The sequence below is a fragment of the Pseudomonas sp. FSL R10-0399 genome, assembly GCF_009600165.1.
Lineage (GTDB): Bacteria > Pseudomonadota > Gammaproteobacteria > Pseudomonadales > Pseudomonadaceae > Aquipseudomonas > Aquipseudomonas helleri.
In genome coordinates this window covers 13,486-25,787 of sequence record NZ_WIWK01000032.1, presented here as the reverse complement: position 1 = coordinate 25,787, position 12,302 = coordinate 13,486, and the positions used below count along the sequence as shown (strand labels likewise).

19 protein-coding genes are annotated in these 12,302 nt (G+C 53.7%); 14 read left to right on the top strand and 5 right to left on the bottom strand.

Features of this window, described 5'->3' with window-relative positions:
* Positions 1–13 precede the first annotated feature (13 nt).
* From GHO41_RS11735 to GHO41_RS11720, 4 genes are all read left to right on the top strand, one after another.
* Complete coding sequence (locus GHO41_RS11735) at positions 14–316, top strand: hypothetical protein (RefSeq protein WP_178126503.1); 303 nt, start codon at positions 14–16, stop codon at positions 314–316.
* A gap of 167 nt (positions 317–483) precedes the next feature.
* Entirely contained in the window at positions 484–1,098 is a 615-nt protein-coding gene (locus tag GHO41_RS11730; RefSeq protein WP_153433663.1) for a hypothetical protein, read from the top strand.
* A 39-nt stretch (positions 1,099–1,137) separates the two neighbouring features.
* Positions 1,138–2,037 carry a hypothetical protein gene (locus GHO41_RS11725; protein WP_153433662.1) on the top strand — a complete coding sequence of 300 codons (900 nt, stop codon included), beginning with the start codon at positions 1,138–1,140 and terminating at the stop codon, positions 2,035–2,037.
* Positions 2,038–2,078: 41 nt separating this feature from the next.
* Positions 2,079–2,402 carry a hypothetical protein gene (locus GHO41_RS11720; protein ID WP_153433661.1) on the top strand — a complete coding sequence of 108 codons (324 nt, stop codon included), beginning with the start codon at positions 2,079–2,081 and terminating at the stop codon, positions 2,400–2,402.
* Positions 2,403–2,683: 281 nt separating this feature from the next.
* On the opposite strand, the gene GHO41_RS11715 is transcribed toward GHO41_RS11720, so the two are convergent.
* A complete protein-coding gene (locus GHO41_RS11715; protein WP_153433660.1) occupies positions 2,684–3,487 on the bottom strand; it encodes a hypothetical protein in 804 nt (267 codons plus the stop codon).
* A 216-nt stretch (positions 3,488–3,703) separates the two neighbouring features.
* Here GHO41_RS11715 and GHO41_RS11710 point away from each other — a divergent pair, with 216 nt between their 5' ends.
* Together GHO41_RS11710 and GHO41_RS11705 are read left to right on the top strand one after the other, a co-directional pair.
* Complete coding sequence (locus GHO41_RS11710) at positions 3,704–4,144, top strand: hypothetical protein (RefSeq protein WP_153433659.1); 441 nt, start codon at positions 3,704–3,706, stop codon at positions 4,142–4,144.
* 106 nt (positions 4,145–4,250) lie between these two features.
* Positions 4,251–4,499, top strand: coding sequence for a hypothetical protein (locus tag GHO41_RS11705; protein WP_153433658.1), 249 nt, complete (start codon positions 4,251–4,253; stop codon positions 4,497–4,499).
* 95 nt (positions 4,500–4,594) lie between these two features.
* On the opposite strand, the gene GHO41_RS11700 is transcribed toward GHO41_RS11705, so the two are convergent.
* Both GHO41_RS11700 and GHO41_RS11695 read right to left on the bottom strand, forming a co-directional pair.
* Positions 4,595–5,113 carry a hypothetical protein gene (locus GHO41_RS11700; protein ID WP_153433657.1) on the bottom strand — a complete coding sequence of 173 codons (519 nt, stop codon included), beginning with the start codon at positions 5,111–5,113 and terminating at the stop codon, positions 4,595–4,597.
* 130 nt (positions 5,114–5,243) lie between these two features.
* Positions 5,244–5,471, bottom strand: coding sequence for a hypothetical protein (locus tag GHO41_RS11695; RefSeq protein ID WP_153433656.1), 228 nt, complete (start codon positions 5,469–5,471; stop codon positions 5,244–5,246).
* Positions 5,472–6,107: 636 nt separating this feature from the next.
* Between GHO41_RS11695 and GHO41_RS11690 the strand changes: the two genes are divergently transcribed.
* Positions 6,108–6,488 carry a hypothetical protein gene (locus GHO41_RS11690; protein WP_153433655.1) on the top strand — a complete coding sequence of 127 codons (381 nt, stop codon included), beginning with the start codon at positions 6,108–6,110 and terminating at the stop codon, positions 6,486–6,488.
* 145 nt (positions 6,489–6,633) lie between these two features.
* Entirely contained in the window at positions 6,634–7,047 is a 414-nt protein-coding gene (locus GHO41_RS11685; RefSeq protein ID WP_153433654.1) for a hypothetical protein, read from the top strand.
* Between the two features lie 40 nt (positions 7,048–7,087).
* Here the strand turns inward: GHO41_RS11685 and GHO41_RS11680 are convergent, their stop codons facing one another.
* Positions 7,088–7,273 (bottom strand): hypothetical protein, encoded by a 186-nt coding sequence (locus GHO41_RS11680; protein WP_153433653.1) that lies wholly within the window; start codon positions 7,271–7,273, stop codon positions 7,088–7,090.
* Between the two features lie 273 nt (positions 7,274–7,546).
* Here GHO41_RS11680 and GHO41_RS11675 point away from each other — a divergent pair, with 273 nt between their 5' ends.
* The gene (locus tag GHO41_RS11675; RefSeq protein ID WP_153433652.1) at positions 7,547–7,771 is read left to right on the top strand and encodes a hypothetical protein; all 225 of its coding nucleotides are present in this window, start codon (positions 7,547–7,549) and stop codon (positions 7,769–7,771) included.
* A 79-nt stretch (positions 7,772–7,850) separates the two neighbouring features.
* On the opposite strand, the gene GHO41_RS11670 is transcribed toward GHO41_RS11675, so the two are convergent.
* The gene (locus tag GHO41_RS11670; RefSeq protein ID WP_153433651.1) at positions 7,851–8,636 is read right to left on the bottom strand and encodes a hypothetical protein; all 786 of its coding nucleotides are present in this window, start codon (positions 8,634–8,636) and stop codon (positions 7,851–7,853) included.
* Between the two features lie 201 nt (positions 8,637–8,837).
* Here GHO41_RS11670 and GHO41_RS11665 point away from each other — a divergent pair, with 201 nt between their 5' ends.
* From GHO41_RS11665 to GHO41_RS30335, 5 genes are all read left to right on the top strand, one after another.
* Positions 8,838–10,055: a hypothetical protein gene (locus GHO41_RS11665; RefSeq protein ID WP_153433650.1), complete on the top strand. Its 1,218-nt coding sequence runs from the start codon at positions 8,838–8,840 to the stop codon at positions 10,053–10,055.
* A gap of 129 nt (positions 10,056–10,184) precedes the next feature.
* Positions 10,185–10,733 (top strand): hypothetical protein, encoded by a 549-nt coding sequence (locus tag GHO41_RS11660; protein WP_153433649.1) that lies wholly within the window; start codon positions 10,185–10,187, stop codon positions 10,731–10,733.
* A 52-nt stretch (positions 10,734–10,785) separates the two neighbouring features.
* The gene (locus GHO41_RS11655; RefSeq protein WP_153433648.1) at positions 10,786–11,151 is read left to right on the top strand and encodes a hypothetical protein; all 366 of its coding nucleotides are present in this window, start codon (positions 10,786–10,788) and stop codon (positions 11,149–11,151) included.
* An 83-nt stretch (positions 11,152–11,234) separates the two neighbouring features.
* Positions 11,235–11,546 carry a hypothetical protein gene (locus GHO41_RS11650; RefSeq protein ID WP_153433647.1) on the top strand — a complete coding sequence of 104 codons (312 nt, stop codon included), beginning with the start codon at positions 11,235–11,237 and terminating at the stop codon, positions 11,544–11,546.
* 168 nt (positions 11,547–11,714) lie between these two features.
* Entirely contained in the window at positions 11,715–12,146 is a 432-nt protein-coding gene (locus tag GHO41_RS30335) for a hypothetical protein (protein ID WP_256678733.1), read from the top strand.
* The last annotated feature ends 156 nt before the right edge of the window (positions 12,147–12,302 follow it).

Here is a 12,302-nt window from a genome sequence, read left to right as displayed (position 1 = left end):
CCAAGGATTTGAAATGGCCACCTCACAGCAAATGACCAAGGACGAACAGTTCTTGGAAGACATGATTCGCTGTCGCAGCATTGAGTTTGCCCGACTGGGGATGACGGTCGAGGTCAATGGCGTCATGGGTACAATTGAGGGCATCAACCGAAACGCTAACCTCGACGTGCGGTTCACCGATCAGCTAGAGCACGGTGACAACTTGCACAACTGCCATCCGACCTGGAACGTCAAATACTTCGATCAAAACGGCAAGGTCATCGCCCACTTCGACGACAGTAAATGCGTGTTCCGTCCTGAACGGACTCCCGCATAGCCAATGGCCCGGCTGGCGTGAATTCCCAACCCTAGCCCTGTGAAGTGAGGATCTGAGAGGTTGCAACATCCTCATCCACTGCACCTGCGAATCGCGCTACAACATGAAGGCACTCCGCGACACCGCAACTGGTGGCGCACTATCTAAATAATGGCTACCGGATTTCCATGATGATTCAACCACATCAACGCGATAGGGCACGCATAGTTGCTCAGCATGAAATGGGTCACTACGTGATGGCCAAGGCCATGGGTTTCACCTCTGGCGAAGTCACACTCACGCTTTTAGGTCATGATGGCCACAAAGCCGGAGCCACGATCTACCTCGAAGAACCTTTCGAGTCGATTGAGCAAGTACGGCGCTACCTTGAGAGGCGCGTAGTGGTCAATTTCGCGGGCGCTATAGCAGAGACACTTCCGCGAGATAGCAGTCCTATCCGAGGCGCGGATCGCGAACGAGCAGGAGTAATAATCAAGGGCATCACTTGCGAAAGCGACTACGGCAAGGCCCGTGAAGCAATAGCAATGCTCCGTAATATCCAGCACCCTGGAACGCTTGACCCCGACGAGGCATCGGAGCAAAAGCAGCAAATCTACGACCGTTTGTGGAAACGCTCAGCGGACTTGGTAGAGCAATTTGAGATTACTATCGTAGGCGTGGCTGGCGCACTGACTCAGCGGCTTACGCGTGAAGGAAAGCTCGATTCTTACTCTGCAACTTTGAGTGAGGACGTGCTGACAAACATTCCTGCAATTCTAGCGATTCCCAAGCTTGAGCCTTGATATGCCAGTGGTTTATCTACGAAACATAAGCTCACCCTGATGACACAGCCGTTTGCCCTTGATGATGGATGCAATATCCACTACCAGGGCTTTCCCATGACATGGCTGCAACACACCATCAATCAACTCGATCAAGCCGGAGTGCAGTGCCGCTTCTCCACAAGCGGCCACCAACTCTCAGGCTGGATCATGCCTGATGGCATGGGTGTCTTTCACCAGAGTGGCATCACATTAGAAGTTCAGCCTGACACCATCGTTACGGCCCATACCGAGGGGCTGCGCCGTGCCCGTCAAGGGGCAGCAAATCATCACTTTGGCCGTCATGTTCTGAGTTACACGCAACTTCGGGCCGGTGACTGGAGGGCTGATGGTGACAAGTGGGTGAAGGAATGCAGAGCCGATCTGGCAGGACTGACAGGTCACTTGTCGATCCACGTCACCTTTAAAAGTGGCGCCGCTGAACTGATGCGCTTTTATACGGAGTTTGAAAGCGAGAAACATGCGCGAGCTCACGGGATTAACCGCGTGTCCAAAGGACGCGTAGGCGGGAGCCTTGCCGAAGGTGAGGTAGTGCGCACACTCACCGGCAGGCTCACAACGTCATTCCCCAAGATCGGCATCGACACCGAGCGCAAAGCAGGCAATACCATAAAGCGTGTTGACCAATGGTTGATCCAGAACGCTCTGGACGAAGCCACCGACCGAGGCGACGAGTTCAACGCGTTACGGTTCAAAGAGGCATTGAGCAAGCCCCAGCAAGCTGACAAGGACAGCGCCGAGGACTATCTGTTCGGCCAGCAGCCAGTCGTAATCCCCTCACTACTGCGGGAGCTGGTGCCTGACACTCGCACCGAATTAATCGCGAAGCCGGTCGTCACCTCCTATGTTGGGGGGTCACGACTTTCGGCAATCTGCAATGACACAGCCGATACACCCTGAAACTGGGCACCTCAACCAAGCAACTGCCCGAGGGTTTAAACATGATCACTACCAACAATCGCACGACGAAAGACACCTACGATGTTGGCCTGCTGTTCCACTCCATCCTTCGCTACGGTGAGGCCAATCAGGAACGGTTGGATCAATCGATCGTTTCAATCGGCTACGATGTGCTGTTGACCAACGCTGAGACCGCAGCAGCTCAGATCGCCCTCCAGCACGCTGACGAGGGCGACAACTGGGACGGCTGCGTGTGGCTTGAGACACTGATGGATATTGAGTCAGGCAGCCTTGCAGAGGCCCTGTACAGCGATACGGTAGACATACCAGCTGCTGTGCAGAAATGGTTGGCCCATACCGAGTAAGCAGTCAGCAACAGCTCCGGGGGGCGCTAGATACTAAATCTGGGGCCAACTCCGTTGACGCCTCACCAAGGTGAGTATAAATTCAGTTTGCAGGCTGTGGAGGACAGCCTAGAGCCCGGCTTGCTAACCATCGGATAGCTCTAACCGGATCAGCCTAAAGCCTCAGCGTCCTCCTACCATACAAAAGCCCGCGCCATAAACGCGGGCTTTTTTTGGCCTAAAATCCTGCGTTACAAAAGCCCTCGCTTGATGATCGAGGCGTGCGGATACAGACGTTTACCTCAGACTGGGAAGTACGAATTGCGTTTCGCAGTGCCCCCTAGCTTCCCGGCAGCTTCTGGTGTTGTAAAGCTGTATGCCTGAATTGAAGTCCTCAGACCCTCGTACTCTGAAAGCAGGCTATTGGCTTTCACCCAGGTTAATACCCGCTGACTTGTAAGCACCCCGTGCATTGTCTTGATCATTGTCAGTGCATTACTTTTGCACTCAATATTCGCCAGTGGGCCAATCAGCTTTCGAGCGACCTGATAACGCATATTCAGGCGCAATCCCAGATGACGGTCGCCACTCAGATACGCCCTGTTCATTTCTCTGGCCAGTCTGAACCGATGATGCCGACCGAGCCGCAGACGTGTCTGTTGGAAAATGTTAGCTCTACCACTCTCAACTCCCCAGCTGGGAACCTGGCAAAGACCAGCTTCCTCATACTCCAACTCAAGCTTGTGGCAGTCAGGCACAGCCGCCCACTCGGCACCCTGATGCTCTGCAATGAAGCCTCTTTGGTAGTCCAGCAACTCACCTACGGCATCTGAACCGCACAGCGTCTCGAACGCCTCAACCACTAGGTACTCGAATTTGATGCTCACACGGTCCGAGGCTTCGTACTTTAGGAAGCGCGTGACCAAAGCAATCTCTCGCAGCACATCTACATTCCCCGCCACCCGCGCCTTGCGCAATGCGACTTGGTACTTTTGCATTGCGACAACGATCCGGCCCAACACCACGGCGTGCGATGGGCTACCGACCATGAACATAAGGTCATGGATTTCGTCCTGAAATAGTTCATCAAACGGCATATTGGCCATGGCTGTTGTCTAGGGATATGAACGATTTCTGATTCTATGAACGGTGTGATGACGCTGCCACTCAATCCGCACCACTTACACCTAAGCAACTTACAGAGGTGGCTCCCGCAGGGTGTGAGTTCCTAAATTTGGATTCGAGGACTTCGGCAATACGTCAATGACACAGCGGCGAGTGGCTGAGAATTACCACATCAAAAATCGCCCTGAGGGAAAAGCATGAGCAAGCAAATCAACGCAGCGGAATTGGCCGAAATCGTCAGCAAACTATTGGCCAACCCCACGTCTAGTCGCGAGTTGGTGTCCGGCACCACATTTGCCTGCTTCATGACTGAAATCGCTAAGGTAGTTTGTGATTACTGTGGCGGCGAGGTGAGGAACCAAGCCGACGACTTCACGGAGGAATACCTTGTTGAATTGGCCGAAATCGTCAGCAAACTTCTGACCAACCCCATGGTTGACGGCGAGTTGGTGTCCAGCACCTCGCTTGCCAGTTTCATGACTCAAATCGCAAAGGTGGTTTGTAATTTCTGCGGCGGCGAGGTGAAGAACCAAGCCGACAACTTCGCGGGGGAATACCTTGTTGGCGTCCACGGGAACGACTCTTTACCTGAGGGTGGCGGTATCTGGGCCGATTATGACGAAGACGGTGAGCTTTAGTCCTAACAGCAAAGCATGTTGGTAGCCGCTCCAAAATTCACTGCTGACCGCTGCTGATGTGGCGGTTAACGATTCAATATCTCACAGCTCTACAGCAGGAAGATCAATGTCACACACAGCCTTTGCAATAACCGCAGATGACGTAGAAAGCGTTCTCCATAGCCATACGAACCGCATCATCAACGCACATGGGTTGTCGATTGATGCGTTGGCATCTGATGTTTTCGATGAGGTAGATAAGGGCCGGGTAGAAAAATCCGCACTGGCCAGCGGCACAAACCTTGATGAGCAAGTCAGTGGCGCATACGGGGAAATCAAAGACATTCTGGTAGAACTTGGCGTTTTGGAGTTCTGAGCCCACGTTCACATCCAGCGCCCCAATGAAAAGCCCGCGTAACGTGCGGGCTTTTTGCTGTCAGCGAGTATCGTGAACTCCTGGACCAGAAAGGCTCAGACCTCTGGCGTAGACTGCGGAGAGGGATGAATTAACAGGCCCTCCCTTTCCATGACCTCGAATTCGGGCTCATTGAAGTGGGTTCTAACGGCATGGGCAACAGCATCCAGTTCCAGTTTAGTGATCCCAGGTTCACCGGGCCAAATCCGAACAAGTGGTGTCTCTTTAAGGTACATAAATTTCCCACCACTGGCGCCCAGTCTACCGGCTACAGAGTCAAAAGCTTTATCAAGCAAGTCAGCATCGGTAACGAAGCGCCCGTGCGCCGAGAAGGGAAAGCCAAAGGTTTGCTCTCCCTCGACGCCGATTTCGTTCGGCCTAACATCAAGCACTACCGTCTTACTGCGTTCACGACAACCCAGGGCGTACAAAGCTAAAGCGATGCCGGTAGTTGCAATGAACAGCAAAAAATCATTGATACCCAATCCCGAAAACGAAACGCGAAGAACCGTAATCGCCAGAATACCCGCACCCAAGATCAATACGTAAAACGCGACCCAATGGAAAAATCTCATGCAACACTCGCTGACAGCTAAAGATTAGGCTGAATTTTAACAATCCATTATCAGGCCGAACCACTCAACCCCGTGTAGTTCATGGTCAGTTATTGGGGTTTCCCCATGCCACCAAATCCTCAGATAGGATTCAAGAATTGGCCAATTGGATGGTCCGGTGGAGTCCTACTTGGTCGATCCAGTCAGAAATCTTTCTCCCTTCCGACCTGGTAATCCGTGAAGTTTTTTCTTCAATCTCTGCAAACGAGACCCACGCATGTGCCTCTTTGATCAGTGCATCCACTTCCGTGCTGGTGGTGGCGACCTTCACACGATCAAGCAATTGTGCGATACCGTCATTCACTTTTTTCGACAACATATCCAACCCCTGACGACTGTTTTTGAACAAATCAGAACCTCGACTCGAAGCATACGTGCTTTACAGCAACGGCCCTATCTCATGGGCTAGCTAACTTTCCTAATCCCAAACCTTGGGTGTGAGGAAGTTTGAGATAACCCCCTATGACACATCACCCATCCGGCGAGAATGGTCGCCACGCAAAGGCCAAGCCTGACCACCTCAAAACGAGTTTCCGCCATGACCGCTATTGAAGCCACCAACGTCACTCCAGCTGCCCCACAAGCCAAGTACGTTGTATTGAATGGCCATACACTCTGATACCGGATCGACGCGACTCCAACGATGCTCGGCGTCCTGGCTGGGAGTGTCCGTCGCGGTGGCCACAACCCCATGAACGGGGCGGTGTTCATCGGGCCGAACTGTGAGTTGCGTGAAGCAACACAGCTGGACTTCGACGACTTCCGCGTTTGCTCGAAATATCACCTCACCTAAGCACCAGCGTTGTCCCGTCTAGCTGGAGTTGGTTATCCGTTGGACGCCAGCGCCTGTACACTTCCCATGAGTCAACCTCCGCAGGGTGTAGCGCTGAACCCCATTTACGCCTACGCTGCTGAGCAAAGTTTGAACTGGTAACAGGCTTGGGAGAGCAACCAGATGGAAAAGCAGGATTTCACAGAAATGAAAGCATTCGTGAACGACGAAAAACGCCTTGATGCTGCTTTCGAAAATGTCTTTGAAGGTATTCAAAGCGGTCGTATTCGTGCCGAAGACTTTCCTCTAGCAGCTGCACCACTTCGGGCTGGCGGCTTGAGTGACAACCGGGAGTTTGTAGCCCGCTTCCTGGAGCAGTTTGCCGGGATGACCCTATCCCCGGATCAAAAGCTCGCGCTCGACGAAGCGATTACTGCTCTACCGCCTGGGGCAAGCATCGAGCAGCTGTACTCCGGCCTTGAAGCCGTAGAAATACTTGCCAGCTTCACCGCTGCCCTAAACAAGGCCCAAGCTGAAAGCGTCAATGGCCAACATTTTGCCTAACAACAACACTGCTGCCTTCTGCAGGCGTTTCGATTCCAATTCTCGGGGCTGACGACTTGCAGCTTTGACCGATGACACCGGGCATCACTCTTGATCATGGACTCTCTTAAGCAGAGCCCTTCAAGGATGCCCTATGATCGCCCCCATGACTGACTACCAGATTGCCGAAGTCGCACTGAGCAAGGTGCTGGCTACACTCCCGTGCGAGCGTAAGCTACTGGAGCAGGCAAACCACACAGCCCTACCCTTCATGTTCGGCGATGGGTCCATCCACGGGCCTGCTGCGGACAATGCCGCTGTACTTGTCGAGTACCCCAACGACTGGCAGGGTCTTGCAGTCAGCATCAATGCTGGCAAGCTCTCGTTCTGGTTCTTCTACGTGTGCGACACCTTCCACGAACGGGCCATGGCCTGCCTGGGCAACCAGCCCAGTTTGTGCGCTGCTATCGATGCGGCAGTGCAGCACGTCAAATCAGACCTCAAACAGTGGAACGGTCATCGAGTGCCGGACCTAATCCCAAACAGCACCGGCATCATCCGGGGTAGCTTAAGTACATAGTTGCTGAACGGGGATTTACTCTTCTTGACGCGATACCCTTTCAAGTTGGCATGTAGTTTCGCGAGCACTTACAGTTCTTCTCGTAGAACACCACCGCTTCGTCGTCGGGCATATTTGTTGGGCAGGGTTGCAGCGTCTTCGACGTGAGGATGCAAAGACAACCATCCTCGAAATACTCCCGATTGAACTTGAGGCGTTCTTGTTCCTTTTGCTGCTCAGTCTGCATGGGTGTCCCTCCTACGCGGGCGCGGAAACCGCGCCTTGGTTCTGACAAAGCCGACGATGGTGCCGGGCTGATTGAAGCTGATTATATAGATTGATATGAATATCAAGCACAACCGTTCTTGATAATGATAGGACCGCCCTCAGCCCCGGCCTTGGTCAAGGTAGATTTCCGCGCATGCGCGGAAATTTAGCGGCTTGAGCAAGTGGGATGGGTTGGGTGGAACCATCCACAGTTTGTCCATAGCATGGGCCATCGCTTTTTGTGAGGTACGCCATGCAGACCCGTTCAATCCCCTTCTCACTTCGTCAGCGGCTTGGCTACGCGCCTGACTCAGAACTGGCAACAGAAGGCCAATTTGACGTTCAAATCATCACTGCTGAGCGTAACCGGCTCAAAATCCCTGCTTTTGTTTCCAGCGTAGGTGCAGCCTTGGATAGCGGTTTTGGTAGTGAGTCTGATCCCGCGCTGGCACAACACATCGGGACTACCGGCAGCTAACCAGAATACCTGCTCCTGGGCTGAGGGCTTTCCCGCGAGGATTGGCCAAGGCGGCAATCGCACTCCAGGCATCTTTGCTTTAAAGGGTGGCTTTGAGTGTGCCAGCCACCATGAGAGCATCAAACTGCTCACGCGCAAGGTTGCAAAGCGCTTCATAGGCCCTCACTACCAAGCCATGTTGCTCGACAGCAACACCGATGACCGTTTCTAACGATATGGCATCTTTTGAGCCAAACCCCATAGTTCGGCCCTCAGCATGATCTTCTACGGAAACAAACACCGTGATGCCCAGCCCAATATTACGTGGGTGGCCATGCTCCTTTTGGTTTCGGTAATCATCAGTCTCTTCCGATATTGGACCGTGGCCCAATTCGCCGAGAATTGGAGCCAAGAGCCGCCAATTTGCCCATGGCTGGCCGAGGGTGGATGCCTTCTTCATAGTCAGGTGCCCTCTACCATCCCATTGGAGTTCAGGAGAACCCGGTGAGAGTTGATAATTTGCATGGCCACATGCAGTTGCAGCAGCAAATATCATTCTGCCTTTAAGTGCTTGCGGGGCTCCCAGGGCAAGGGCGGAGAACGGCGAGATATGTTCGACCAGCAGGCTCAACTGCTCATCTTGCTCACTAGCTTCGTAGATCGGCGCCCAGGCTGAAAGCATGTTGATCCAACGGCAGAAGTCATTGATGCTGTTCGAAAGCTCCCGTAGGTTGTCTGAGACAATCTGGTTGTACATCAACAACGTACTTGCCGGCATAGTTACGCCGCCAGCAAGGTCTGGACTTGAAACGATGGTACGTACTAGCTTATCCCGGTAGTTCCCGCGAAACGCTGTGTACAGCTCTACTGCGCGATCATCTTCCATTGCCATTGCTCATTTAGTCGATACGCTTATGTTGGCAAAACGGGGGTGGTGATCATTAACCGCAATACGCGGCCCGAACTTGTTAAATCCGTGATCCCCTCGGTTTCCCAATGCAGGTATTCAGAAATTACCTGCGCTCCCGATGACACGCCATCCCCGACCTCAATCTGTGCTCATTCCAATAACCAATGAGCACGCGCCATGAGCATAAGCGACACAGCCGCAAACGACGAAAACCAACTGGTCGAAGTCTCAGTTTGCTGCATTACTCCCATCATGATCGACTGGCTTACGGCCTTTATGGAGGGGATTCAGGTCGAATTTGATGGTTCCCATGTCCGGCGCACCCAGGAGCCATCTGGGTTTGGAGAAATCTACTCTCCATCGACCGCTCCGCATGTTGGGCACCCGTTGCTTAAGCGCGAAAGCATCCAAACTCGCCACGTTGACTCGCCCGGCCACCATCCGCGTGGACTATGGATGGCGCAGGACTCCCGCAATCTCTCAAGCGGTCAGCTTGAAGAGTGGATTGAATACAGTCCCCAATACCCGGAACTGGCTCTGGGCTACTTGACCGGACCCACGATCCTCGTTGCCGGGCTGCGCTTCATGATCGCCAAACACCTTGTTAGGAAGTCCCAATCACCAATGGTGCGAGTACCTGCCTATCTCATTAACGGTGGCACACGCGCCCTGCTTGGAGGTGTCAGCAAGTGCAATGGGTTGGAAGGCGGCGAAGCTGCAAGCGCGGATAGACTGAGTTCTACCCAAATTTCCTGTACGACAGGAGGCGATATGACCACTACTGATAACCCACTTCTCCAACAGCAAGAAGCCGAGAACGTAGTCCGGTTTGGTGCACCTCGCGGTGTGTTAGAAGAAGACCATCCAAAAGTCTTTTACGCATTCCCTAAGGCACTGTATGCCAGTCCATTCAACCGTGGCCCATTGTGGTTTGGGGCGATCCGGGCTCGCTTGCACGGCCTGCGCATTAAGCTGCTGTCCAAGTGCGGTTACGGAGTCGTGGTCGTTGGGCGCTGTGGCACTGGCAAAACTTTTATGCTTGAAAGAGCTCTGCCCGGAAAAGTCGTACTGCCGGATCGTGACCTTTTAAATCCCATGCCTCGGGAACCCCTGGACACGAACAAACTTCCAAGCGGAATCTGTGTTGTGGAAGAAGCAGCACAGTATGACTGGGCTAGGACTCGCGCATCCTTTCCTACTCTTCGAGAACGCAAGGTGATTTTCACGGTGCAGGACATTGGGCAAATCCTCACACTTGGCCTTCACGATCTATACCGGAATCGACTGGTAATCGTTTTCATAGGCACCAAGGACGAGCTTCACCACCAATGCCGGGCGACTCCTTACTTCTTCCGTCAATCGGCCCTGGGCTTAAAGTTCGGCCACCGGGGTTGACGCGTCAATCTCGCTTCTGATTCCCGGCCTTGAGCAATTGCGTGTTGTTGCCTCCCACGGCAATGACACAGCAACTCCAGAGGGAAGATAGCTCCATCAACAAGGCGTACCGCGCCGGAGCTATGACCCATGAATCCAGCAACCCATTCGTTCCACCATCCCCAGCCAAAGCCACCGACTGCCCAGTTGATCACACCTGCGGAGTTTTACCTCAAGCTGTTGAACCATGACTGGTACTACGCATGGTCAGACGACAGCTCTGCCTACAGTGCTGGCCAAGCCGCTGATGCTCACCTAGAGCAACTTGCAAAGAACGGCGGCTCTATCCACAAGTGGCTGCTCAAAGAGGTTGGCAAGCACTTCACAACAGGCGAGCCCTGGGGAAATGATCGCCACCCATTGCCGGCACCGCCGACTGAGTTGACGACCACGGATGTAATGATGATTTGCATCGAACTTGCCAAGGCACAGTTCGCTATGAAGGCCATCCAAAAGTTTGCTGCCTTCCTTCCGTCCAGGGTAAAGACGCTCGACCCAATAAAGCCGCTGCTGGAAAAGGTATACCTGCACGGTTTCTATGCCGGCAACTTAAAGCCTCTAACTCTGATAGCCCGCCATCCCACGCTGAGCAAAGCGTGGGAAGACGGACAGGCTGCTCTAGCTCAGCAGTCAATCTAATTACCAGTAGCGCCCGGTACGCCGGGCAAACTGAACGCCCTGGAGACCCGCAATGCACCCATCAATCGGTCAATTGAGCAACGGCAGGTTCTACTCCTACGTCAACAGTTATGCCAAAGAGCCCTTCGAGGGCACTCTTGAAGAAGTAGAAGTTGCTTTGGGCCTGCGGGCACCACAGGAGCCCGCGCTGGCAGGTGAAAAGGTTGCGCCTGTAGAGTCCGCCCCCCAGCAGAAGTCCTTCAACGTCATGATGCGCTTCCAACACCCCGCGTGGGACGAAGTAGACGGTGTACCGTTCGGGGGAATCGTGGCCGACAGCAAGAGCGAGGCAAACGAAGAAGCTCGTCGTCGAGCCTCAGCGAATGACTTGCTTGGATGGGGCAAAGGTCGAGTAACGTTCACCGCAACTGAGCAGTAATGAACCAAGGCCCCAAACACCATAGTTATCGCCGAAACCCAGGATCGGGCCTGGGTCTGGCAATCTAAAAAGGAAAACAGCGAGTGGCGCACGTACAGAAAATCACTTTTGTAGACAATGGCCAGGACTTCACCGAGTTCTTTGTACGCGAAGGCATCGTGATCGACTGCCAGCCCTTTCAAGGCGCAGTATGGGTCGGCACCAAATTGGTTGAGCCAGCGACTACTGGTCAACTCATTCGCATCGTGCCCCGTGAATCGGGTCAGGCAACCTTCTTGCAGCACAAGGTTGAAGCGGTCAAAACGCTGGAGCCTCAAGAGGCCGCCGAGGTTGTACAGTACGGGCACGACTGGGCCAAGAAACTCCAGATTGACCCTGCCTCTCTCAGCCTGTGACAAGACTCCGTTCAAGCTCCGCGAAGTTTCAGTACCCAAGGCCGAGTTTTAGCATTTCACGCTCCTTACTCAGCGGAGCCGATGACACTAGGCACTCAGTGGGAAGATAGTTTCGTCATTTAGCCAACTCTCCCGAGCATCACTGAGGCTCGCAAAAGGAATTTCATAATGGATACTTGGGCAACCTTTCCACCGGAGCCGCTGGATCACCTCCGTCCAGACTTTGATGCTTCGATCAAGACAATCGCGGTCGAACGTTTCGGGTATTCCAAGGGCGATGCCCTGCTGAAATCTCTGAACGAGCGCAACCGTAATGGCCGCTACGCCGTAGAGTGGGTGCGTGGCGCATGGGAAGGCTTTGGGCTGGTGAATGCTGTTGCGGGTATCCCCCTGCCCAAGCACACGTCCATCCCCGTAGAGGCCGGACTGTACTGGTACTACGAAAATGGCGGTGAGCCGCGTCCAGTCCTGATCAACCAGGACAAGTTGGTTGGCAAATTCAAATCGTTCAACGGTGCAGAGCAATCGTGGTTGGGCGAAGGCGATTACCTGCTTGGCCCGCAGCCGGCACCAACTTCAAAGACGGAGAGCTACCTATGACCACACATCGCGAATTTGATGTATGAATGTCCGATGATGGGCACTGGAAGTCAGCTGAGGGCATAATGCCCTTTGTTAATCACAGTGATGCACCCTACTAGTTCAGCACTCATGTGCGACGACTGGATGCGTGCTCACCTAACCAAGCGCTGAGCG